This window comes from Albidovulum salinarum, assembly GCF_025673475.1.
Classification (GTDB): Bacteria; Pseudomonadota; Alphaproteobacteria; order Rhodobacterales; family Rhodobacteraceae; genus Albidovulum; species Albidovulum salinarum.
In genome coordinates this window covers 104338-127691 of record NZ_JAOVQO010000006.1, presented here as the reverse complement: position 1 = coordinate 127691, position 23354 = coordinate 104338, and the positions used below count along the sequence as shown (strand labels likewise).

Here is a 23354-nt window from a genome sequence, read left to right as displayed (position 1 = left end):
ATATTACGATATTTATATGTAATAATGCAGGCGTCAACAATGCGTAGCGCCCTGATCTGCCTTTCGCTTCTGGCCGGCACCGCTGCAAGCGCAGCGCAGGCCGATCTCCGGCTCCTGATGATCGAGCGCGAGGGCTGTGCCTATTGCGCCGAGTGGGACCGGGTGATCGCCCCGATCTATCCGAAGACGCCCGAGGGCCGGGCGGCTCCGCTGGAGCGCGTGCAAGTACACGGGCCGTATCCGGCGGATGCCGAAATCGGGGCACGGCCGGTGTTCACGCCGACCTTCATCCTCTTGGCCGACGGGCGCGAGGCCGGCCGGATCGAAGGCCATCCGGGCGAGGATTTCTTCTGGGGATTGCTTGGAAAGATGCTCGTCGAGACGGGCCAATACGAAAGGGAGAGCGAGGAATGAAGAAAGTGGCACTTGCCGTCGCGCTGTTTGCCGGTCCTGCCGTGGCGCAGGACAACGAGGCGCTTGTCCAGTTCAGCGTGATGAAACCGGAGACCGCGCTCCGTCTCGCCCAGGCGGCGTTGGAGGATTGCCGCGGCAAGGGCTACCAGGTCGGCGTCACAGTGGTCGACCGGTTCGGCGTGACGCAGGTCTTTCTCCGCGACCAGTTCGCGGGGCCCCATGTCGAGGAAACCGCGCGGCGCAAGGCCTGGACGGCGGTGAGCTTCCGCACCGACACCTTGGCGCTTGCGGAAGAGACCGGAGCGGGCACGATCTCGTCGGGGATCCGCGACCTGTCGCAGGCAATCGCGCTCGGCGGCGGGGTGCCGGTGGACGCGGCCGGATCGCTGGTCGGCGGAGTCGGCGTTTCCGGGGCGCCGGGGCCGGATCTCGACGACGCCTGCGCCCGCGCGGGAATCGCTGCCGTGGAGGACGACATCAGCTTCTGAGCCCGAGCTGAAAGGATTCACCCCGTTGGACGCACCAGACAGCAAGGGCAATCCGGAGCCGCGCGGTTGCGGCAGCGACGGGCGTCGCGACATCGACTCCGCGGTCCTTGCGGAGCGCGCCGAGCAGGCATCCAGCCTTCTCAAGGCGCTCGCCCATGACGGGCGGCTGATGATTCTGTGCTTTCTCACCAGCGGCGAGAAGTCCGTCACCGAGCTTGAAACGCTACTCCTGTCGCGGCAATCTGCCGTCAGCCAACAGCTCGCGCGGCTGCGTCTCGAGGGTCTGGTCAAGACGCGCCGGGACGGAAAGGCGATCTACTATTCGCTCAACGACGATCGCGCGGCGCGGGTCGTCGAACTAGTCTTCGAGATGTACTGCAACGACACGTGAAGGCCGAAAGGCTGTCGATCGGCACCGACGGGAGGTAAGGAAAAACGATGGAGCCACTCCCTGCTGGCACTCTCGCCGCAATCGTCGGGCTCGTCGGCGGCATCGTTCTGGGGCTCGCCGCGCGGCTTGGCGAGTTCTGCACGCTCGGTGCGATCGAGGCGGCCTTCTATGGCGAGGACCAGCGCAGGCTGCGGCTCTGGGGCGTGGTGCTCGGCACCTCGATCATCGGCATCTTCGCCGCCGCAGCGCTCGGCTGGGCCGATCCGGCAGCGAGCTTCTACCACACGATCGGCTGGAACCCCCTCGCCTCGGTTCTCGGCGGGCTTCTCTTCGGCTACGGCATGGCGATGGCCGGAAACTGCGGCTTCGGCGCGCTGGTGCGGTTCGGCGGCGGTGACCTGCGGTCGCTGGTCGTCGTTGTGGTGATCGGCATCTTCGCCTTCGTGACGCTGTCCGGCCCGCTGGCGCCGATCCGGGTCGCGCTCTTCGCGCAGTCACCCTCCGAGGGTCCGCAGGGCTTCGCGCATCTCTTCGCGGACCTGTCCGGGCTGCCACCCCTCCTCTTCGCCCTGATCGCCGGGGGCGGTGCATTCACATGGGCACTCGGCCACCGGCCGCTGCGCCGCTCGCCGCGGCAGATCTGCTGGGGCGTCGCGGCCGGTCTGGCGGTGGTCTGGTGCTTCGTCGGCACCTCGCTCCTCGCCGAGTACAGTTTCGGCGAAATCGGCGTCGAGGGGCCGTCCTTCACCGCGCCGCTCGGACGCACGATCCTTTACGCGATGACGTCGAGCGCGGGCGGTCCCGGCTTCTCGGTCGGTGTCGTCGCCGGCGTTCTCGCCGGTGCGTTCATCGGGTCGAGCATCCGTCACCGCTTCCGCTGGGAGGCCTGCGAGGATCCCCGCGAGCTCGGCCGCCAGATCTCGGGGGCGGCGATGATGGGCATCGGCGGAACGCTGGCGCTGGGCTGTTCGATCGGGCAGGGCATCAGTGCGATGTCCACGCTGGCCTATTCCGCACCGGTCACACTCGGCGCGATCCTGCTCGGCGCCCTGGTCGGGTTGCGGCGGCTGATCCAGGGGTTCCAGCCGGACTGACGGATCCGGCGTCACGCTCTCTGACGAGCGTTTCCGGGATCCCAGGCGGGTTCGTCGAGCAGCGTAAAGGCGCGCCGTTCGCCGAGGATGACCGCCTCCAGGTCACCCGAGGCATCGGGATCCAGGTAGGCGAAGGCAAGGCTCTTGCCGGTCGCATGGCCAAAGCCGCCGGAGGTGCAGACGCCCACAACCCTGTCGCCCAGCATCACCGCCTCGCCGCCGTAGATGTCGCAATCGGTTGCCGCGACCGTACCATAGACAAGCCGGGTCGCAACGCCGGTCCTGCGGCGGGCCTCGGTGGCGGCGCGGCCGATGAAGTTGCCCTTATCCGGCGCGTGGAAGCGCAGGCAATCGGCCTCGACGAGGGTGATCTCGTTGGTCAACTCGGCGCCGAAACCGCGATAACCCTTTTCCATGCGCAGCGAATTCACCGCGTGACTGCCGAAATCGGCGATGCCGTGGGGCTCTCCCGATGCCCGGATCGCATCGTAGAGCTTGCCCAGTTCGGCCATCGGGGCATGAAGTTCCCAGCCCAGCTCACCGACATAGGTTACCCGAAGCGCGCGGACCGGAACATTTGCGACGGTGATCTCCTGCCCGGTGAGCCAGCGGAAGGCTTCGTTGCTCAAATCCGCATCGGTCAGCGGCGCCAGAACGGCGCGTGCCCCGGGGCCGGCGACGACCAGCATGCCGTAATCGTCGGTCACATTTGTGATGGTCACGTCCGCGCCGGTGGCGGCGCGCAGATGGTCGAGCGCCTGCCGCTCGGCACCGGCTCCGGTCAGCACATAGAACCGGTCGTAGGCAAGCCGGGTGATGGTCCATTCGCCCTCGATCCGGCCACCCTCCGAGAGGACATGGGTGAGGGTGATGCCGCCCGGCTTCCGCGGCAGCCGGTTCGCCGTCAGCCGGTCGAGAAGCGCCTCGGCGCCGGGGCCGGTGACGTCGAACTTGGCGAAGCTCGACAGGTCCATGACGCCCACGCGCTCTCGCACCGCCCGGCACTCGGCGGCCACCAGGTCGAAGGTGTTGTTGCGCCGGTACTGCAGCTGTTCGACGAAGCCCGCCGGGGCGAAGTACTTGGGCCGCTCCCAGCCGTAGACCTCGGTGTGGACGGACCCTCTCGCCGTCAGCTTGTCGTGGAGCGGCGTCACCCGGCTCGGACGGCCGGCATGGATCTCGCGTCCGGGCAGCGGGGTCTCGAACATGTTGTGATAGTCGTCGAAGCTCTTGGCGCGGGTGTAGTCCGCATCGGCGTAGCCGCCGAAGCGGCGCGGATCGACGCTGGCCATGTTGATCTCGACATCGCCATGCACCATCCACTGCGCGAGGTACTTTCCGCACCCGGCGCCCTGGGCGATGCCGATCGACGATCCGCAGCATTGCCAGAAGTTCCGGACCCCATGCGCGGGGCCGACCAGCGGGTTGCCATCCGGCGTGTGCGGAATGGCACCGTTGATGACGCGCTTGATGCCCGCCTCGGCGAAGATCGACATCCGCTCCAGCGCCTTTTCGAGCCAGGGGGCGATGCGGTCGAGGTCACCCTCGAACAGCTCGTTCTCGCTCTGCCATTCCGGCCGGCCGCCGCGGCCCGCCCAGGCCTCCTTCGCGCCGTAATGCTCGTAGATGCCGACGAGCCCGGCCTTCTGCTCCTGCCGGTAATAGCCGGCGGTGGCCGGGTCGCGCATCACTGGCAGCTCGGTATCGAGGCCCTTGAAGGCTGCGAGCGGCTCCGTCACCAGGTACTGGTGCTCCATGTTGGTGATCGGCGTTTCGGCACCAACCCAGGCGCCGACCTCGCGGGCATAGCAGCCGCCGGCGTTGACGACGTGCTCGCAGATGACGCTGCCCTGTTCGGTCACCACCGCGAACTCGCCCGAGGGCAGCCGGTTGATGCCGGTCACCCGGTTGCGCCGGACGATCGTTGCCCCGAGCTGCCGCGCCCCGGCGGCCATCGCGTTGCAGGCGCTGGCCGGGTCGACATGGCCGTCCATCGTCGTATGCGCGCCGGCAAGGATGCCCTCGGTGTTCAGCCAGGGATTCAGCGCGCGGATCCGCTCGGGGCCGATGATCTCCATCTCGAAGCCGACGTTGGCGGCGAAGCCCGCGACATGGCGGAACCAGTCCACCTCTTCCGGCGTCGTGGCGAGCCGGATGCCGCCACAGCCGTGCCAGCCGGTCGGATGGCCGGTCAGCTTTTCCAGCCGCGGATAGAGCGTGTTGGAGTAGTGGTGGATCTTGGCCATGTTGTAGTTGCCGATGAACGACGGGCACTGGCCCGCCGCATGCCAGGTGGAGCCGCTCGTCAACTCGCCTTTTTCGATCAGCAGCACATCCTTCCAGCCTTCCTCGGCCAGGTGATAGGCGAGGCCGACGCCCATCATGCCGCCCCCGACGATGACCACTTTCGCTTGTGACTGCATGACGAGCTTCCTTGCTTGGCGGGATTACCAGATACCGTTGCCGGCGCGCATGCGCGCCTTCGGCAGAACGATGTTGTACCTTTCGCGCAGGCGTGCATCGACGCTGTCGCTGATGTGGCGGGGATAGTGGTCGGCAAGGAGCTGGCGCACGCGGCCGCGCGCCACCTCGCGCGCATCTGTTGCACCGGCGTCCTGCCATTCGCTGATGCTGCGGCGGTCGGCGATCTCCGGGTAGAGGTAGTCGGTCTTCATCCGCGCGAAGGTCTGCGGATGGCCGAGGAAGTGCCCCGCGCCCATGACCACGTCGCGGATCGCCTCGAAGCTGAGCGCGTCCTCGCTGACCTCGACCCCCTTCACCGTGCGCAGCACCGCGCCGAGAAGGTCGTTGTCCAGCACGTAGCTTTCGAACGCGGTGCCCATCAGGCTGCCCTGCATCCCGGCGCATTCGTGGATCATCGTGGCCCCGGCATGGGCGGCGAGCGAGATCGTGTAGCCCTTCTCCCCGCCCGCCTGGGCGTCGGGCAGCTTGCTGTCGGTCATGCCCGCCGGGACCGAGTTCGGCAGGTCGTAGAATCCCGCCATCTGCGCGCAGGCCGCCGACAGGAGCGCCTGCTCGCCCGATCCGCCCGACATCGCGCCGGTGCGCAGGTCCGATACGAAGGGCCAGGCGGCGAAGATGCCGCGGCAGTTCGGGTCGATGATGTTGCACAGAATGAGCCCCGCGAGCACCTCGGCACAGGCCTGCGCCACCGCCCCCGCCAGCGCCGCCGGCGCCGTCGCCCCGGCCTGACCGGCCGCGACGAGGAGGATCGGCATGCCGGCGAGGACCGCCGCCTCCAGCGCGTCGCAGCTTTCGGTGGCAAAGCGCATCGGCGGCACGACGTGGCAGCAGACGGCGGTGCAGAAGGGCCGCTCGCGGAACCTGCCCTCGCCGCCCGCGACCATGTCCAGCATCGGCTGCACGGCGCGCACGCTGTTGCCGTCGGTGTAGCTGACGGCGATCGATTTCGTGGTGCCCGAGAGGCAGGCATAGGTGGTGTTGATGTCGAGATCGAGGATGGTGTCGGTGTCGCGCGCCACGACGGAGCGGTGATACCAGTGGATATTGTCGAGCCGGTCCACCAGGCGGGCGATGTCGTAGAGATCGGCCACCGTGCTTTCGCGGTACCTGCCGGTCTCGAAATCCATGATGGTCGGGGCCGCTCCGCCGGTGCCCGCGTGTACGCGCCGCCCGCCGATCTCCAGATCGTGGACCGGGTCGAGCCCGTGCAGCGTGAACCGGCGCCGCGTCCGGGCGATCACGTCCTCGACCAGCGCGCGGGGAAACCGCAGGCGGCCGTCCTCGTCGACCCGGCACCCGGCCGCGATGGCGCGCTGCTCGAGGCTCGGCGTGACCTGCGAAAGCCCGAGATCCTCGAGAAGACGTAGAACCAGCTGATGGATCCGTTCCATCTCGGACCCGGTCAGCGGCTGGTACTGCCCACCGACCATGCCGGGCGTGATCGGAGGTGGCGCCGGCGTCGGCTCGGCGCCACCGCGTCCCGGGCGTTTGGATCGGCGAGGCGAAAGATTGGACATGACGGCCCTCCGGAGGTCTTCCGAGGGTGCAGTTGACCGGCTTTTGCGCCGGGGTTCAAACGATCAATCCGAATGCAATGCATTCCCGAAGATCATGCGTGAGGCGAGTTTTCTGCAACCTCACCCCTTATCCACTGAAGGAAACTGGCTATGGCAGGAACATCCGCGTCTTTCTCCAATGCGCCAACGTAATAGCCCTCGCGCGTCTCCAGCACCTTGTCGACCGGGCGGACCAGGCGCCCCTCGGCCAGCATCGGGTCGGTGATGTAGCTCCAGCCCAGCGCCACGCCGCGCCCGGCCTCGGCCGCCTGGATGATCATCGGATAGCTGTTCAGGCGGACGCCGCGCCGCACCGGCTGACCCGTAGCGCCCTGGGTCGCAAGCCAGACGCGCCAGTCCACGCCGCCCCAGATATTGCCGCCGCCGTCGAGATGCAGAAGCGTCTGGTCGAGCATGTCCGAAGGCGCGCGGAGCTCCGGGTGGCTCCGCAGGTATTCGGGGCTACAGACAGGATAGACCCGCTCCCCGAACAGAAGATGCGTCCGGGCGCCCTCCCATTGCCCGACGCCGTAGAGGATCGCCACATCCACGCCTTCCTGGCGCAGGTCCACCCTCTGATCCGTCGCGAGTATCCTGAGGTCGATTTCGGGATGCCGGGCGCTGAACCTCTCCAGCCGCGGCATCAGCCAGAAATAGGAAAACGCGACCGAGGCCGCGACGGTGATCTGCGGATTCACCGTCGCGGCGCGCAGCCCGGTGACGCAGGTCTCGATCTCCTGCAGGCCCCGAGTCACGGATTCGAAGAGCCGCCGCCCCTCGGCGGTCGGTTCGATCGCCCGGTGCAGGCGCCGGAAGAGCGCCACGCCCAGCTGCTCCTCGAGCGCCTTGATCTGCCGGCTGACGGCGCTTTGCGTCAGGCACAGCTCATCCGCCGCGAGCGTGAAGCTCTTTCGGCGGGCCACGACCTCGAACGTGTGGAACAGCGACAGGGACGGCATCGTGTATCGTTTCAAGCGCTCCTCCGGCTCCGGGTGTCAGGTACTCCTGCCGCCGCCGGAAAGCACAGGCTGACCTTCAGGCCGGGCGCGTTGTCTTCGAGGGCAAGGTCCGCCCCGTGAAGGCCCGCCGTGGCGGCGACGAGCGCCAGCCCGAGCCCGTTTCCGGGCGTCGTGCGGCTGCGCTCGAGCCGGTAGAGCCGGCGCAGGACGTTCTCACGCTCGGTCTCGGGAACGCCCGGCCCGCGATCGGTGACCACAAGCGTGACGCTGTCCGCGTCCTGGCGAACGGTAATTCCGATATCGGTGCCGGGCGGGGTATGGCGCAGCGCGTTCTCGATCAGGTTCGCGAGGGCCTGGCCGATCAGCCCCTTGTTGCCCATGATCGTCGCCGGGCCGTCGGGCAGGAGGAGCGCCAGCTTGCGGCCATCTTCCTCGGCGGCGGGGGCGTAGAGCTCGGTCATCTCGGCCGCGACATGCGCGAGGTCGAGGGCCGCGAAATTCGCGCGCGCGCCGCCGCCCTCGATCTGGGCGATCTGCAACAGCGCATGGAAGATGCCGACCGCGCCGTCGGCCTCGGCGATGGCGCGGTCGGCGAGTGCTGCTTCGGCGCTCTCCTCGGGCAGCCGGTCGCGCAGGTCGTGGAGCAGGACCGCCATCCGCTGCAGCGGCGTCTTCAAGTCATGCGCGATGTCGGCCGAGACCTGGCGCAGGGCCTCGGTCGCGGCCTCCTGCGCGGCGGCCATCCGGTTCACCTGCACGCCGATGCGGGCGAGGTCGTCCGCGCGCCCCGGCTCGGCCGGGATCCTTGCGTCGAGCGCGCCTTCGGAGAGCCTGCCGAGCGTCGCCTCGATGAGGTCGACGCGCCGGCGCGCCCGGGTCGCGATGATCGCGCCCGCGCCGAGCGAGATCAGAACCGTGGGCGCGAGGCTGAGCGCCAGTAGTGCCAGGAAGGTCCTGCCAAGCTCGTGGATCGGTGTCCGGCTTTCGGCGAGGATGAGAACACCGCCCGCCATCCGTTCGATCAGGGGGAAGTAGCCGTGCTCGCCCAGCGGCCGGCCCTCGGGCATCCTGCGGATCTGGACACCGGCGCCGGTCAGCACCGCGTTGGCATTGCCGGTGACGCGGCCATCCGGCGCGATATAGGCGAAGACACGCTGCGCGGGATCGGCGGCGTTGGCCTCGGCCATGACGAGGATCTCGAGCGCGCTGGGCGAGGCGGCGACCTGGAACCCCGCCATGTGCTGCGTGAGGTTCGCGCGCATGCCGGTCTCGATCGCGCTGCGAAGGCTGAGATAGGCGAGGCCGAGCGTCACAAGGTTGACCACCGCCACGACGGCCACGAGCCCGATCGCCTGGCGCATCGGCGTCGAGCCGGCGCTGTGCCGCAGGGCGCGGATGAGCCCGGACCGCACCCCTCAGGCCTCGATCTTGTAGCCCGCGCCGCGCACGGTGTGGATCAGCTCGCGGTCGAAGGGCTTGTCGACCTTGGCGCGGAGCCGGCTGACATGGGTCTCGACCACGTTGGTCTGCGGATCGAAGCTCAGGTCCCAGACCGCTTCCAGGAGCATCGTCCGGGTCTGGACCCGTCCCTTGCGGCGCAGGAGGTGTTCCAGGAGCGCGAATTCGCGCGGCAGGAGGTCGATCGTGCGGCCTGCACGGGTCACCGTGCGCGCGATGAGATCCATGCGCAGATCGCCCGCGGTCAGGACCGTCTCGGTCATGGGCTGGGACGCGCGCCGCGCGAGGACCGCGATCCGCGCCGAAAGCTCGCCGAAGGCGAAGGGCTTGACGAGGTAGTCGTCGCCGCCCGCCTGCAACCCCTCGATCCGGTCGTCGACCCCGCCGATGGCGGTAAGAAAGATCGCCGGAACCGTGACCTTGGCCGAGCGCAGCGCGCGCAGCAGCGACAGCCCGTCGAGCCCCGGCAGCATCCGGTCGACGATCATCACGTCGTAGCCGCCCGCCATCGCCTGGACGAGCCCGTCGCGTCCGTCGGCGACGTGATCGACGACGTGGCCCTCCTCGCGAAGGCCCTTGACGATATAGGCGGCCGTGGTCTGGTCGTCTTCGATCAGCAGGAGTTTCATGTTGTCCTTCGAGGCATCCACGCCGGTCTCATGCGCCGGAAAGGTAATCATTCCACATGCCTTTCAAAAGACGGTCGTTCGGGGTGTGAAAGGGATTATGGCGCGGGGTTCCGACCCGTTCCTGAATGCGGGGTTACATATCTGTCGGAACTCCTGACGCGCGGCATCTGACCCTTTCGTGAGAAACCTGTCGGATTTGCAATCTTCGCGTCGGACGCCCGAAAGGTTGCAGACCTAGGTCATGTCCATCCCCGGTCCGGTACCGGACACGACTTAAGGAGATACGACATGCAAACCGCTACCAAGACAGCCCGAAGCCGGGTTTCCGCGCTGGTTCTCGGCGCCCTGATGGGCGCCACGGCGCTGACCGCGCTGCCGCCGATGCTCGCCGCCCCCGCCTTTGCCGCCTCGGCGATGCCGCAGGGCGGCTATGTCGACCTCGTCGAAAAGGTCGCGCCGGCGGTGGTCTATATCGAGGTGACGAAGAAGGCCGATCCGACGGAATACTACAGCCAGAACATGCCGCAGGGCTTCCCGCTCGACCAGTTCATGCAGCGGTTCGGCATGCCGATGCCCATGCCCGGCACCCCGGACGGCAACAGGCGCGAGATGCACGGCGTCGGCACCGGCTTCATCATCTCGGCCGACGGCCAGATCGTGACCAACGCCCATGTCGTCGAGGGTGCCGACAAGGTTTCCGTAACGCTCGCCGACGGCCGCAAGGTCGACGGCAAGGTCGTGGGCGCCGACCCTGCGACCGACATCGCGCTGGTCAGGATCGAGGACGGCGGCGCCCTGCCCACGGTCGCCTTCGGCGATTCCACCGGGCTCAAGGTCGGCCAGGACGTGGTGGCGATCGGAAACCCCTTCGGCCTCGGCAACTCCGTGACCGCCGGCATCGTCTCGGCGCTTGGCCGCGACATCAATTCCGGTCCGTTCGACAATTACATCCAGACCGACGCGGCCATCAACAAGGGCAACTCGGGCGGTCCGCTCTTCAACGCGGAAGGCGAGGTCGTCGGCATCAACACCGCGATCTTCTCGCCCTCGGGCGGCTCGGTCGGGATCGGCTTCGCCGTGCCCTCCGAGACCGCCGCGAAGGTGGTGGCCGACCTCGCCGGCGACGGCACGGTCGAGCGCGGCTGGCTCGGCGTCCAGATCCAGCCGGTCACGGAGGACATCGCGGCGGCCCTCGGTTTGGTGAAGGCCGAAGGCGTGCTGATCACCGACGTCACCGCCGACACGCCGGCGGCCAAGGCCGGGCTGACGCGGGGCGACATCGTGCTCAGCGTGAACGGCACGGCGGTGAAGGAGCCGCGCGACCTGACCCGGATGATCGCCACCGACGCGCCGGGCACCGAGGTGAAGCTCGGCCTCCTCCGCGCCGGCAAGCCGCTCGACACGAGTGTGACGCTCGGGACGCGGCCGGAACAGCCGGCCTGATCCCAGCCGCGCGAACCCCTCTAGCGCCTCCGAGCCCGGCTCGGGGGCGCCGCCTACAGGCCCGGCCGCAGCAGGAGCGCGCCGAGGAAGAGCAGGCCGAGGAAGACCGTTTCGCAGACGACGAGAAGAATCGCCTGGCCGCCGACCTCGCGGACCTGCTTCAACGAGGTCTTCATGCCCACCGCCGCGACCGCGATCAGGAGAAGCCAGCGCGACAGCTCGTTGGCCACGTTCGCCACCGCCTCGGGAATGCCGAGGACCGAGTTTACCGCCGCGAGCACGAGGAAAGCGACGACGAAGGCCGGCAGGAGCGGGGTCTTGCGCTGGCTGTCCGTCCCGCCGAGCCCCTTCATGTTGACCACCAGCGAGATGATGAACACCACCGGCGCCAGCATCGAGACCCGCAGCAGCTTGACCACGGTGGCGACGTCGCCGGTCTCGTCCGAGACCATATAGCCCGCGCCGACCACCTGGGCCACGTCATGGATCGTGCCGCCGAGGAACAGCCCCGCCGCATGGGTGTCGAGACCTAGCGCCGTGACGATCATCGGGTAGACGATCATCGCCAGGGTGCTGAGAACGGTCACGCTCATCACCGTGAAGACGAGGTTGCGCTCGGAATGCTCGTTACGCGGCAGCACCGCCGCGATCGCCATCGCCGCCGAGGCGCCGCAGATCGCGACCGAGCCGCCGGTCAGCACGCCGAACCGCACGCCTCGCCCCAGGAGCCGCGCGCCGAGGATCCCGGCGCCGATCGTCAGCGCCACCCCGAGCACGGTCAGCACCACCGCCCCCGCGCCGAGACCCGAAAGCAGCTGCCAGCTGACCCGGAGGCCGAGGAGCGCCACGCCCGCGCGCAGGAGCGTGCGGGCCGAGAAGTCGATGCCGGCGCGGCACGGGCCCTCCTCGTGCAGGAACTGGAAGGCGATGCCGAGGAGGAGCGCCATCAGCATCGCCGGGGCGCCGTAATGCTCCGACAGGAAGCGCGCGGCGAAGGCGACGACGATTGCGGAGAGGACACCGGTGCGGAGGGTCTTGGCGCGCGAGAGCGAGAAGGCATCGCGGAGGTCGGAAGCGGCGAACATGGATGGATCCGGGCGTCTGGGCGGCGCCGGCGGTCCCGGCGGTGCGGTTTCGGGTCGGCCAGGCGCGCGCGGGCGCGCCCGCCGCGTCGGGACAGGGTCTTATCGGTCTCATTCTCGCCGACGATTGGCGGCGAAAGCCTGATGATACAAGCCGGGCGCGGCCGGGGCTTGGCCCGGCGCGACGGCGCGCGCCGGGTTCGCGACGGATCTCGGGGGGAGGTGCATCGGCCCCGGCTCTCAGAACTCGGTGCCGCGCATCCGCTCCGACCGGCGCCGGAGGATCTCGAGCGTCACCAGAAGCGCGATCGAGATCAGGATCAGGAGCGTCGCGACGGCGAGGATCGTCGGGTTGATCTGCTCGCGCAGGCCCGAGAACATCTGCCGCGGGATCGTGCGCTGCTCGGGCCCGGCGAGGAACAAGACCAGCACCACCTCGTCGAACGAGGTCACGAAGGCGAAGAGCCCGCCGGAGATCACGCCCGGCCGGATGAGCGGGATCACCACGTCCCAGAACACCTTGACCGGCGAGGCGCCCATGCTGATCCCGGCATTGTAGAGCGAGCGGTCGAAGCCCGAGAGCGTCGCCGTCACGGTGATAATCACGAAGGGCACGCCGAGCGCGGCATGGGCGATGACCAGCCCGGCGTAGGAGCCGACGAGGTTGAAGCGCGTATAGAAGAAGAACATCCCCGCCGCGATGATGATCAGCGGCACGATCATCGGCGACAGGAGGAGCGCCGTGATCAGCCGCTTGAACGGCATCACCGGCGACGACAGCCCGACCGCCGCGATGGTGCCGAGCACGGTCGAGAGCGTCGCCGCCAGCGCCCCGATCAGAAAGCTGTTCTTGATCGACAGGAGCCAGTTCGCATCCGAGAAGATTGCCTGGTACCAGCGCGTCGAATAGGCCGCGGGATCGAGCGCGAGCATGCCGTCGGTGAAGGTGAAGTAGGGCTCGGCGTTGAACGACAGCGGCACGATGATGACGATCGGCAGCATCAGGAACGCGAGGACCAGGTAGGCGGTCCATTTAAGCGAGTAGTGGCCGAGGATGTGCCAGAAGGTGAAGTAGGCCGGCAGGTGCTTCATGGTCGTCATCCCAGCTTGATGTTGCCCGCGCCGACGAAGCGGTCGTAGACCCAGTAGAGAACGAGGATCATCGCGAGCAGGAGCGAGCCGAGCGCGGCCGCGAGCTCCCAGTTGTTGGACTGCTGCATGTGGAAGGCGATGATGTTGGAGATCATCTGGCCGTCGGTGCCGCCGACGAGGGCCGGGGTGATGTAGTAGCCGACCGAGATGATGAAGACGAGCAGCACCCCGGCGCTCAGCCCCGGCAGGGTCATCGGCAGGTAGATCTTGAGGAAGGCCGGGATCGGCTTGCTGCCCATCGACATCGCCGCGCGCATGTAGCTCGGGTCGATGCCCTTCATCACCGAGTAGAGCGGCAGGATCATGAACGGCATCAGGATATGCGTCATCGCCAGCACGGTCGAGAACTGGGTGTAGAGCATCTCCAGCGGCGAACGGGTGATGCCCGCCCCCGTCAGGACCGAGTTGACGACGCCGCTGGTCTGCAGAAGCGCGATCCACGAGGTCGTCCGCACCAGCAGCGAGGTCCAGAACGGCAGCAGCACGAAGACCATCAGCATGTTGGCGTTCTTCGATTCCGCATTGGCGAGGTAGTAGGCCAGCGGGTAGCCGCCGATCAGCGTCAGCACCGTGATGTAGAGCGCGATCCGCAGCGTCTTGGTGTAGAGGTCGACATAGATCTTCGCGCCGTCGCGCGGCTGGACGCCGCCGCCGTCGGCCATTTCGAGGTCGAGCGCGGTGAGATAGTAATCCGGCGTATAGGCCGCGCCCGCATCGCGGATCGCACTCCAGATCTTCGGATTCTCCCATGCGGCATCCGCCGCGGCGAGGATCGCGCCGCCGGCCGAGGCGAGCTCGGCGTCATCCATGCGGCCGAGCTTGCGGGCCGAGGCCTTGATCGTGCTGGAACTGCCCGGCAGTGCCCGGTTGATCTCCTCGGCGAGCTTGCCGGAGAGCCGCTCGCCCGCCAGCCGCTTGAGGTCGGCGGCGAAGACCGCGCGCGCCTCGGCCGGGGGCAGCGCCTCGCCGTCCCAGTCCTTCAGCGCCTCCAGCGTCTCGGGGATCAGTTCCGACACCACCGGGTGGTAGACGCTGCGCACCAGCATCGTCGCGATCGGCGCGACGAAGGCGAAGACGAGGAAGAGGAGGAGCGGCGCGACGAAGAGGAACGCGGTCATCTTGCGCCGGCGAAGCTCGCGGCGCGCGGAAGCGGTATCGTTCGCGTCGAGGGCGCTGGGGGTCATGTCCGTCTCGCGTAGGTCTCGGGAAAAGTGGCCGCGTATCTCTTGCGATACGCGGCCAGTCGGGGAGCGTCAGTTTACTTCAGCAGCCATTCGTTGAAGCGCTCGCCGAGCGTTTCGCCGAAATCGGCCCAGAAGATGCCGTCGGCCTTCAGGCCCTGGTCGAGATGGGCCGTGGGCAGGTCCTCGTTGACCGAGGCGTCGACATAGGGGGTCGAGGACTTGCGGGTCGGGCCGTAGGCCACGTCCGCCATCCCTGCGAGCGGCTTGGAACCGGTGGCGTAGGAGATGAACTCGAAGGCGGTGTCCTTCTTCTCCGACCCGGCCACGACGGCCCAGACGTCGAGGTCGTAGACATGGCTGTCCCAGACGATCTCGAACGGCTTGCCGTCCTCCTTGATCGCCGAGAAGATGCGGCCGTTGGCCGACTGCACCATCGACGCGCCGCCGTCGTTGAGCAGTTGCGGCGCCTGCGACCAGCTGTCGAACCAGACGATGTCGTTCTTGATCGTGTCGAGCTTGGCGAAGGCGCGGGCCTGGCCCTCCTCGGTGGCGAGCACGGAATAGACATCGGCCGGCGCGACGCCATCGGCGATGAGCGCCCATTCGAGGTTGACCTGCGGTCGCTTGCGCAGCGCGCGCTTGCCGGGGAATTTCTCGGTGTCGAAGAAATCGGCGATAGTCGCCGGTTTGTCGCCCTCTGCCGCGCCGTTGTAGGCGAAGATGATCGACCAGACGATGACGCCGACGCCGCATTCGCTGGCGATCGCCTCGGGCACAAAGTCCTCGGCCGCCGCGACGCCGTCATCGCCGGCGGGTAGGATGTCCTGCGGGATCACCTCCAGAAGCCCTTCCGAACAGGCGCGCTCGAGGTCGATGGTCTCGATGTCGACGACGTCCCACTGGACGTTGCCAGCCTCGACCTGGGCCTTGATCTCGGCGATGCCGCCCGAATAGTCCTCGAACAGGATCTCGTTGCCGGTCTCGGCGACGAAGGGGTCGATCATGTGCTCTTTCTGCGCCGCGCCATAGGCGCCGCCGAAGGACACGACGGTCATGCTTTCCGCCTGCGCCTGGGCGAGCGAGGCCAGAACCAGCGCCGTGGTGCCGGCGAGCAGTTTCAGTTTGGTCTTCATGGGTCTCCTCCCTGTGAATCCGATAGCCGTGCCGGTCAGGCCGGGAACGCGATGCAGTCCTTGGCGAGCCAGACGAGCGAGGCCTTGTCGCCCGCCTTCAGGTCCGGCGCCGCCAGATCGTTGAGCACCTTGATCGTGATCTCGGTCCCTTCCGCGACGCGGAAGTAGAAGCGGATGAAATCGCCTACGTAGTGATGGGTCACATGCTCGGCCACGAGCTCGTTGTCGTAGGCGTGGCTGGTCGGCTTGATGAAGAGCTTCTCCGGCCGGATCGAGAGCACGCAGTCGGCGCCCGCCTTCAGCCCCTCGGCCGCGTCGGCGGTGATCGTGCCGCCGCCGGCGACCGTGACCCGGGCCTTGCCGCCCTCAATCCGATCGACCTTGCCGGGGATGAAGTTGTTCTCGCCGATGAAGTCCGCCACGAAGGCGTTCGACGGCCGCTCGTAGAGCTGCGCGGGGGCCGCGCATTGCTGCACCACGCCATCGTTGAAGACCGCGATCCGGCTCGACATCGTCAGCGCCTCGGTCTGGTCGTGGGTGACGTAGATGACGGTGAAGCCGAGCTGTTCGTGCAGCCGGGTGATCTCGTACTGCATCTGCTCGCGCAGCTTCTTGTCGAGCGCGCCGAGGGGCTCGTCCATCAGGATCAGCGAGGGTTCGAAGATGAGCGCCCGGGCTAGCGCCACGCGCTGGCGCTGGCCGCCCGAGAGCTGGCCGGGATAGCGGCCGCCGAAGCTGCCCATCTCGATCAGCCGCAGGTATTCGTTGACCCGGTCCTTGACCGCGGCCTTGTCCATCTTGCGGACCCGGAGCGGGTAGGCGAGGTTCTCCGCGATCGTCATGTGCGGAAAGAGCGCGTAGTTCTGGAACACCATGCCGATGTTGCGCCGGTAGGGCGCGGTCCTGGTCACCGACTGGCCGGCGATCACGATGTCGCCCGAGGTCACGCCCTCGAACCCGGCCAACATCATAAGGACCGTGCTCTTGCCCGAGCCCGACGGGCCGAGCAGCGTGATGAACTCGCCCTTCTGGACGTCGAGGTTGAAATCCTTCACGACCAGTGTCTTCTGGTCATAGCTCTTCTTGACGTTCCTGAAGCTCAGGAACGCTCCATTTGCGTCCAACGGCATCGTGCCGATCCCCCCGTTCGTGGTGCCGTCGCGCCGCTCCCGCGCGCCCGGCCTTCTTCCCACATCCAAGCCCGCCTCATAGGGCCGAGCCTGCCTCCACCGCAATCGGTATCAGCAGACCCGCGGGTGGGTACAGGTACAGAACCAGTCAAACTGTGGGTACAGATCAGAGGTCGTCGATCACGCCCCGCAGTACCGCAAGGCCGGGCTCGATATCGGCGGCGGGCACACTGGAAAACCCGAGGCGGAAGGCGAAGCCGCCCTCCCTTCCGGTGAAGAAACAGGGCTCCACCGCCTCCACCACGACGCCCTCTTCGAGCGCCCGGCGAACGATCGCGGCGCCGGGCCGCCGCCGCGTCGGATCGGTCAGCATGAAGTTCGTGCCGCCGGTCGCGCCGATGATACCGAAGTCTGAGAAGTCGCGCGCCAGCGCCGCGCCAGCGATCGACCAGCGCCGCTCGAAGGCGGCATGGAGCCGCGAACAGAGCGCGTCGTAATGGCCGAACCGGAGGAACAGCGCCGCGGTGTGCTGCAGCACCAGCGGCGGATGGCGGATCATCATGCCGCGCAGCGCGCGGGCCTCGGTGACCAGCTCCTCCGGCGCGACGAGAAAGCCGAGCCGGAGCCCCGGCGCGAGGCTCTTCGACAGGCTCGTCGTGTAGATCACCCGAGCGCTGCGGTCGATCTGGTAGAGCGGCAGGGGCGGGCTCGCGCGGAAATCGACGTCGCAGTCGTAATCGTCCTCGATGATGAGGAAATCCTCGGCCTCGGCCAGCGCGAGCAGCGCCCGGCGCCGCGCCTGAGAAAGCGAGACGGTGGTCGGGAACTGCCGGTTCGGCGTGACATAGACCAGGTCCGCGCCGCGCAGCCTGTCATCGACCACGATGCCCTCGGCATCGACCGGGATGAAGCGGACCTCGTCGAAGAGCTGGGCGAAGATGTTGCGGGCATCGGGATAGCCCGGATCCTCCATCGCGACGACCCGGCCGGCGCCCCGGAGCAGGCTCGCGACAAGGTAGAGCCCCTGCTGCGCGCCGAGCGTGACCAGCACGTTTTCAGACCGCGCGGTGACGCCGCGGCGGGGCAGCAGCCGGTTGCAGATCTGGTCGAGCAGTTCCGGCGCGTCCCAGTACTGGTTGTCGCCGGACCAGATGCCGAGGTCGCGGCGGTTCATCGCGAGCCGGGTGCATTCGCGCCATTCGGCGATCGGAAACCGCCCGGTGTCGATCTGGTTGCAGACGAAGGGGTAGCGGAACTCCTGCCAGTTCGGCGGCCGCAGGATATAGGTCCCGCGCGAGGGCTGCCGGTGTCGGCCGAGCCGTCCGAGAATGTCGGCCTTGGCGGGCGGGACCTCCTCGGTCGATGCGGAGGGGTTCGACGGGATGCGCAGCTCGTTGCAGACGAAGTAGCCCGCCCTCGGCCGCGCCGCGATGAGCTTGTCGTCGCAGAGCCGCGAATAGGCGCCGAGCACGGTGTTGATCGACACGCCGAGGTCCTGGGCCAGCTGGCGGCAGGACGGCAGCCGGGCGCCGAGCGCGATCGCGCCGGTCGAGATCAGCCGCGAGATCTCCGACTGCACCTGATCGCGAAGGCCCACGGGCGAGTTGCGGTTCAGCCGGATTTGCGGAACCGTCAGCCTGCCATGTTGGGTTGTTCGTTTCGCGGCTATGACCATTGTTGCCGCATCCTTCCGGCTTTCGCGGCGGAATGCAATTCACCCGCGACGTCCTGAGGCGGTCCGGGGCACGGCTTCGATGCCGCATGCCTCAACGCCGGGTTTCCCGCGGTCCCGGCCCCTGAGCCGGCGCATCGCAAAACGAAACGGCCCGGGCGGGTGCCCGGGCCGTCGGTTCGTTTCAGCCAGACCTCACGCCTCGGCGGTGTCGGCCTTTTCCTTCGCTTCCGGCGCGATTTCCTCGCCGGTCTCCTGGTCGACCATCTTCATGCCGAGCCGGACCTTGCCGCGCTCGTCGAAGCCGAGCAGCTTGACCTTCACTTCCTGGCCTTCCTTCAGCACCTCGTTCGGGTGCTGCAAGCGCTTGTTGGCGATCTGGGAGACATGCACCAGACCGTCGCGCTTGCCGAAGAAGTTCACGAAGGCGCCGAAATCGACGAGCTTCACGACCTTGCCGGTGTAGATCTTGCCCTCTTCGGGCTCGGCCACGATCGAGTAGATCATGTCGTAGGCCTTCTTGATCGACTCCGCGTTGGCCGAGGCGATCTTGATCACGCCGTCGTCGTTGATGTCGACCTTGGCGCCCGACACTTCCACGATCTCGCGGATCACCTTGCCGCCCGAGCCGATCACTTCGCGGATCTTGTCGGTCGGGATGGTCATCGTCTCGATGCGCGGGGCGTGGGCGGAGAACTCCGACCGGCCCTCGGAGAGCGCCTTGGCCATCTCGCCGAGGATGTGCATCCGGCCGTCCTTCGCCTGGGCGAGGGCCTGCTCCATGATCGCAGGGGTGATGCCCGCGACCTTGATGTCCATCTGTAGCGAGGTGATGCCGTTCTCGGTGCCCGCGACCTTGAAGTCCATGTCGCCGAGGTGGTCCTCGTCACCGAGGATGTCGGTCAGAACCGCCCATTTGCCGTCCTCTTCGAGGATCAGGCCCATCGCGACGCCGGCGACCGGCGCCTTCAGCGGCACGCCCGCATCCATCATCGACAGCGAGGAGCCGCAGACGGTGGCCATCGACGACGAGCCGTTCGACTCGGTGATCTCCGAGACGATGCGGATCGTGTAGGGGAAGTCGGTCGGCGCCGGCAGAACCGCCTGCAGCGCGCGCCAGGCAAGCTTGCCGTGGCCGATCTCGCGGCGGCCCGGAGGACCGAAGCGCCCCACTTCACCGACCGAGTAGGGCGGGAAGTTGTAGTGCAGCAGGAAGTTGGAGCGGTAGTTCGCGTGCAGCGCGTCGATGATCTGCTCGTCCTCGCCGGTGCCGAGCGTGGTGATCACGAGGCCTTGCGTCTCGCCGCGGGTGAAGAGCGCCGAGCCGTGGGTGCGCGGCAGGATGCCGACTTCCGAGACGATCGGGCGCACGGTCTTGGTGTCGCGGCCGTCGATGCGTTTGCCGTTGGCGACGACGTCGCCGCGCAGGATCGAGGATTCAAGCTTCTTGAACGCCGAGCCGAGGTTCGCATTGGCCAGCTCGTCTTCCGTCAGCTCGGCCTTCACGGCGTCGCGGGCGGCGGAAATGGCGTTGGTGCGCTCCTGCTTGTCGAGGATCGCGAAGGCGGCACGCATCTTCTCCTCGCCGGCGGCCTTCACCTTGGCGTAAAGCTCCGAATAGTCGGCCGGCTGGAAGTCGAACGGCTCCTTGGCGGCGGCCTCGGCGAGCGAGATGATCAGGTCGATCACCGGCTGCATCGCGTCATGGCCGAACTTCACGGCGCCGAGCATCTCGGCCTCGGACAGCTCGTAGGCCTCCGATTCCACCATCATCACAGCGTCCTTGGTGCCGGCGACGACGAGGTCGAGCCGCTGCTCAGGGTTCATCCGGAGCTGGTCCATGTCGGCGACTTCGGGGTTCAGGACGTATTCGCCATTGGCGAAGCCGACGCGCGCGGCGCCGATCGGGCCCATGAACGGCACGCCCGAGATCGTCAGCGCCGCCGAGGCCGCGATCATCGCGACGATGTCGGGATCGTTGACGAGGTCGTGGGAAAGAACGGTGCAGATCACCAGCACTTCGTTCTTGAAGCCCGGCACGAAGAGCGGGCGGATCGGACGGTCGATCAGGCGCGAGGTCAGCGTTTCCTTCTCGGAAGGACGGCCTTCACGCTTGAAGAAGCCGCCCGGGATCTTGCCGGCGGCATAGGTCTTTTCCTGGTAATGCACGGTGAGCGGGAAGAAGTCCTGGCCCGGCTTCTGCTCGCGGGCGAAGGTCACGTTGGCCATGACGGAGGTCTCGCCGAGCGTGGCGATGACGGAGCCGTCGGCCTGACGGGCGACCTTCCCGGTTTCCAGCGTGAGCGTTTCCTGGCCCCACTGGATGGATTTCTTGGTCACGTTGAACATATATCGGTTCCTCTCGGGAGCACCCACGGGCGTATCCCGTGTCTCCCATTTCATATGGCGGCCCCATTGCCGCCGCCCCCAATCCTTCGCATGCGCCCGGGGGCATGGGCTCACGTCACAGATGCGCGGCCCTTACAGGAAAACCGGGGGATTGGGAAGAGAGTGCTTGAAACCCGCGACTCTCGCAGGCCCGCGCCGGGGTTCCGACAAACCGCGGCCGCGACTGTTTTTTGTTGGTGGAGGGAAGGAACGATGCCATCATGGCCGCGCCCGGATCGCCGGCGCGTTCTCGCGCAATGTCTTGGACCGTAAAGCAAATGGAGTTTCTGATGCGCAAATTGATCCCCACTTCCTGCAGCGTGGCGGCGCTCGCGCTCGTGGCCGGACAGGCTGCGGCGCAGTCCAGCGACTGGAGCTACTTTGCGACCTTCTACCTTTGGGGGGCGGAAACCAAGACCAGCATCGGGACGGCGGTGGGGCCGGTCGAGTCCAAGTTGAGCTTTTCCGATGCGCTCGACAATCTCGATCTGGCGCTGATGGGGACATTCGAGGCGCGCAACGGGCGCTGGTCGCTGCTTGCCGATTACATGCTCACCGACCTCTCGATCCCGGGCGGTCCGGTGCTGGGCGGAGCGTTCTCGGGCACCGATCTTGATCTGAAGACGCAGATATTCTCCGGCTACGCGATGTACACGGTCTATGAGCAGTCCTCTACCTCGATTGACATTGCCGGTGGCTTCCGATGGTTCAGTACCGACAACACGCTTGAGCTGTTCTCCGGCGCTCTGCCGGGGCGCCGGGTCACTGCCGGTGACGACTGGGTCGACCCGGTGATCGGCGCGAGGGTGCGGTTCCCCATCGCCGACCGGTGGAGCGGCATGGTCCTGGCCGACTATGGCGGGTTCAGCAGCGACAGCGAGACGTGGCAGGCGCTCGCGGCCGTAAGCTACGAGATCAACCAGAACTGGGTTGTCAGTGGCGGCTGGCGGTACATGGATTTCGATCACGACATCAACGGCCGGCCCTTCACGTTCCGGCAGTCCGGCCCGATCCTCGGCGCGACCTACCGGTTCTGAGCGGCAAGCCGGCACCGACGCTGTCGAGGCGGTGACGGCAGCCTCTCCGGGGCGGGCGTTCGATTCCATGTCGCGACGGCGGGATCCGTTTGCCGGGATGGACGGACGCACTGGTGGACAGGGGCGTTGTGGCGGCGCCACGACCACGGCGCCGCGTCTGCCATACGGTTTGCCGACAACAATCCGACATTATGGCATAACTGCGCGGCCTGACCTAGATAAGGCGCATGATGAAACACCTGCGTCTCCTCCTCGCCCCGCTCGCCCTCGCCCTGACGGTCTCCCCGGCCCTTGCCGAGAAGATCCCGCTCGCGCAGATCTCCGGCTACCTCAACAGCCTGAAGACCGCCGAGGCGCCGTTCCAGCAGATCAATGCCGACGGCTCCACCTCCTCCGGCAAGGTCATCATCCGCCGCCCCGGCCGCATGCGCTTCGAATACGGTCCCCCCGACCGCACGCTGGTGCTGGCAAGTGGCGGACAAGTGGCTATTTTTGATGGAAAATCCAACCAGCCCCCGGAACAGTACCCGCTCAAGAAGACCCCTCTCAACCTGATCCTCGCCGCCAATGTCGACCTCTCCCGCGAGAAGATGGTCGTCGGCCACACCGAATCCGGCTCCCTCACCATCGTCACCGCCCAGGATCCGGAACACCCCGAGTACGGCACGCTGCAGCTCGCCTTCTCGGCCAATCCTGTCGCGCTGAAACAGTGGCTCGTGACCGACGAGGCCGGCGGCCAGACGACCGTGATCCTCGGCCCGCTCGAGGCCGGCAACAGCTACCGCCCGTCGATCTTCTCGATCCACGCAGAAGCGGAGCGGCAGAAGCGCCGGAAGTGATCCCTCACAGCCGGTCGCAGGTGATGAGCTGGCGCTGGTACATGTCGGCCCGGCGGCCGACATCCGCCGCGACCCGTATCAGCCAGGCCTTCTGCAGGTGGCTGCCCCGTGCATAGCCCGCCTGACCCTCGTGATAGGCGAGGTACTGGCTCTGCGCGTCCCACTTCGACAGGCCGAGCTTCCTCTCGGAGCGGCTCATGTACCAGCCCATGAAATCCGCCGCGTCGTCGATCCTGTTGCGCTTCGCCCCGCGCCGGCCGGTGTCGCGGCGATAGTCGTCCCAGGTGCCGTCGAGCGCCTGCGAATAGCCATAGGCCGAACTCTGCCGGCCGGCCGGAATGAAGCCGAGCGCGTAGCGCCGCTTGGTACGGGCATTGCCGATGAACTTCGACTCCTGGTAGATCGTCGCCATCTGCACATGGACCGGTACGCCCCAGCGCTCCTCGGCGCGCTTCATCGCGCCGTGGTATTTCGGCCGCTGGTCGAGGATCGAACAGGCGTTGTCGAGATCGCGCGGCGCGGAATTGTTGCCGCCGCCGCAGGACACCAACAGCAATAGAACGCCCAAGCGGAGAATTCTGCTCATACTGCCTCGCTCGATCTCTTTTTTTATCGAGTCTACGGCATATCCACCTGCGAGGAAATCCCCCACGCGTTGCTCCCCTGGCCAGTCTCGGGGCGCCGTCGACCGCCGGCGATCCGGTAGCGGTGCGGCAAGCCGGAGGAGGTGCAGATCCGTGTCCGTCAGGCAACGTTCCGAAAAACTGTAGGAATGCGGTTCACAGACTGTTTCCGCTCCATTCGGCCTCGACGATAGACAG

At 67.3% G+C, this 23354-nt stretch carries 20 protein-coding genes; 7 read left to right on the top strand and 13 right to left on the bottom strand.

The features are described 5' to 3' along the window. Nucleotides 1–39: 39 nt before the first annotated feature. The 4 genes from OEZ60_RS07955 to OEZ60_RS07940 all read left to right on the top strand — a co-directional run bounded on the left by OEZ60_RS07955 (nucleotide 40) and on the right by OEZ60_RS07940 (nucleotide 2387). The gene (locus OEZ60_RS07955; protein WP_263334862.1) at nucleotides 40–414 is read left to right on the top strand and encodes a thioredoxin domain-containing protein; all 375 of its coding nucleotides are present in this window, start codon (nucleotides 40–42) and stop codon (nucleotides 412–414) included. Further along, complete coding sequence (locus OEZ60_RS07950) at nucleotides 411–902, top strand: GlcG/HbpS family heme-binding protein (protein WP_263334860.1); 492 nt, start codon at nucleotides 411–413, stop codon at nucleotides 900–902. The genes OEZ60_RS07955 and OEZ60_RS07950 overlap by 4 nt, the downstream gene beginning before the upstream one ends. A 91-nt stretch (nucleotides 903–993) precedes the next feature. Further along, nucleotides 994–1293 (top strand): ArsR/SmtB family transcription factor, encoded by a 300-nt coding sequence (locus OEZ60_RS07945; RefSeq protein ID WP_263335059.1) that lies wholly within the window; start codon nucleotides 994–996, stop codon nucleotides 1291–1293. Between the two features lie 47 nt (nucleotides 1294–1340). Beyond that, a complete protein-coding gene (locus OEZ60_RS07940; RefSeq protein ID WP_263334858.1) occupies nucleotides 1341–2387 on the top strand; it encodes a YeeE/YedE family protein in 1047 nt (348 codons plus the stop codon). An 11-nt stretch (nucleotides 2388–2398) separates the two neighbouring features. Here OEZ60_RS07940 and OEZ60_RS07935 read toward each other — a convergent pair whose 3' ends face one another. The 5 genes from OEZ60_RS07935 to OEZ60_RS07915 form a co-directional block, all read right to left on the bottom strand. Continuing rightward, nucleotides 2399–4810 carry an FAD-dependent oxidoreductase gene (locus OEZ60_RS07935; RefSeq protein WP_263334857.1) on the bottom strand — a complete coding sequence of 804 codons (2412 nt, stop codon included), beginning with the start codon at nucleotides 4808–4810 and terminating at the stop codon, nucleotides 2399–2401. Nucleotides 4811–4834: 24 nt separating this feature from the next. Continuing rightward, nucleotides 4835–6301: a trimethylamine methyltransferase family protein gene (locus tag OEZ60_RS07930; RefSeq protein ID WP_263334855.1), complete on the bottom strand. Its 1467-nt coding sequence runs from the start codon at nucleotides 6299–6301 to the stop codon at nucleotides 4835–4837. A 179-nt stretch (nucleotides 6302–6480) separates the two neighbouring features. Then, a complete protein-coding gene (locus OEZ60_RS07925) occupies nucleotides 6481–7401 on the bottom strand; it encodes a LysR substrate-binding domain-containing protein (protein WP_263334853.1) in 921 nt (306 codons plus the stop codon). After that, nucleotides 7398–8747, bottom strand: a complete 1350-nt coding sequence (locus OEZ60_RS07920; protein ID WP_263334851.1) for a sensor histidine kinase — start codon at nucleotides 8745–8747, stop codon at nucleotides 7398–7400. Before OEZ60_RS07920 ends, OEZ60_RS07925 begins: the two co-directional genes overlap by 4 nt. Before the next feature lie 54 nt (nucleotides 8748–8801). Continuing rightward, nucleotides 8802–9473, bottom strand: coding sequence for a winged helix-turn-helix domain-containing protein (locus tag OEZ60_RS07915; protein WP_263335057.1), 672 nt, complete (start codon nucleotides 9471–9473; stop codon nucleotides 8802–8804). 288 nt (nucleotides 9474–9761) lie between these two features. Here OEZ60_RS07915 and OEZ60_RS07910 point away from each other — a divergent pair, with 288 nt between their 5' ends. Then, nucleotides 9762–10916, top strand: coding sequence for a Do family serine endopeptidase (locus tag OEZ60_RS07910; RefSeq protein ID WP_263334849.1), 1155 nt, complete (start codon nucleotides 9762–9764; stop codon nucleotides 10914–10916). A 53-nt stretch (nucleotides 10917–10969) separates the two neighbouring features. Here OEZ60_RS07910 and OEZ60_RS07905 read toward each other — a convergent pair whose 3' ends face one another. From OEZ60_RS07905 to pnp, 7 genes are all read right to left on the bottom strand, one after another. Beyond that, nucleotides 10970–12001 (bottom strand): YeiH family protein, encoded by a 1032-nt coding sequence (locus OEZ60_RS07905; protein ID WP_263334847.1) that lies wholly within the window; start codon nucleotides 11999–12001, stop codon nucleotides 10970–10972. A gap of 237 nt (nucleotides 12002–12238) precedes the next feature. Then, complete coding sequence (locus OEZ60_RS07900; RefSeq protein ID WP_263334845.1) at nucleotides 12239–13090, bottom strand: ABC transporter permease; 852 nt, start codon at nucleotides 13088–13090, stop codon at nucleotides 12239–12241. 5 nt (nucleotides 13091–13095) lie between these two features. Then, the gene (locus tag OEZ60_RS07895; protein ID WP_263334844.1) at nucleotides 13096–14334 is read right to left on the bottom strand and encodes an ABC transporter permease; all 1239 of its coding nucleotides are present in this window, start codon (nucleotides 14332–14334) and stop codon (nucleotides 13096–13098) included. 74 nt (nucleotides 14335–14408) lie between these two features. Then, nucleotides 14409–15467 carry an ABC transporter substrate-binding protein gene (locus tag OEZ60_RS07890; RefSeq protein ID WP_263334842.1) on the bottom strand — a complete coding sequence of 353 codons (1059 nt, stop codon included), beginning with the start codon at nucleotides 15465–15467 and terminating at the stop codon, nucleotides 14409–14411. Between the two features lie 35 nt (nucleotides 15468–15502). Then, the gene (locus tag OEZ60_RS07885; protein ID WP_263335055.1) at nucleotides 15503–16597 is read right to left on the bottom strand and encodes an ABC transporter ATP-binding protein; all 1095 of its coding nucleotides are present in this window, start codon (nucleotides 16595–16597) and stop codon (nucleotides 15503–15505) included. A gap of 166 nt (nucleotides 16598–16763) precedes the next feature. Then, nucleotides 16764–18194 carry a MocR-like pyridoxine biosynthesis transcription factor PdxR gene (pdxR, locus tag OEZ60_RS07880; RefSeq protein ID WP_263334840.1) on the bottom strand — a complete coding sequence of 477 codons (1431 nt, stop codon included), beginning with the start codon at nucleotides 18192–18194 and terminating at the stop codon, nucleotides 16764–16766. 270 nt (nucleotides 18195–18464) lie between these two features. Next, nucleotides 18465–20618 (bottom strand): polyribonucleotide nucleotidyltransferase, encoded by a 2154-nt coding sequence (pnp, locus tag OEZ60_RS07875; RefSeq protein ID WP_263334838.1) that lies wholly within the window; start codon nucleotides 20616–20618, stop codon nucleotides 18465–18467. A 317-nt stretch (nucleotides 20619–20935) separates the two neighbouring features. Between pnp and OEZ60_RS07870 the strand changes: the two genes are divergently transcribed. Together OEZ60_RS07870 and OEZ60_RS07865 are read left to right on the top strand one after the other, a co-directional pair. Continuing rightward, complete coding sequence (locus tag OEZ60_RS07870) at nucleotides 20936–21694, top strand: porin family protein (protein ID WP_263334836.1); 759 nt, start codon at nucleotides 20936–20938, stop codon at nucleotides 21692–21694. A gap of 230 nt (nucleotides 21695–21924) precedes the next feature. Further along, on the top strand, nucleotides 21925–22533 hold the full coding sequence (locus OEZ60_RS07865) for a LolA family protein (RefSeq protein ID WP_263334834.1): 609 nt from the start codon (nucleotides 21925–21927) through the stop codon (nucleotides 22531–22533). A gap of 4 nt (nucleotides 22534–22537) precedes the next feature. Here OEZ60_RS07865 and OEZ60_RS07860 read toward each other — a convergent pair whose 3' ends face one another. Then, entirely contained in the window at nucleotides 22538–23119 is a 582-nt protein-coding gene (locus OEZ60_RS07860) for a transglycosylase SLT domain-containing protein (protein ID WP_263334832.1), read from the bottom strand. Nucleotides 23120–23354 lie beyond the last annotated feature (235 nt).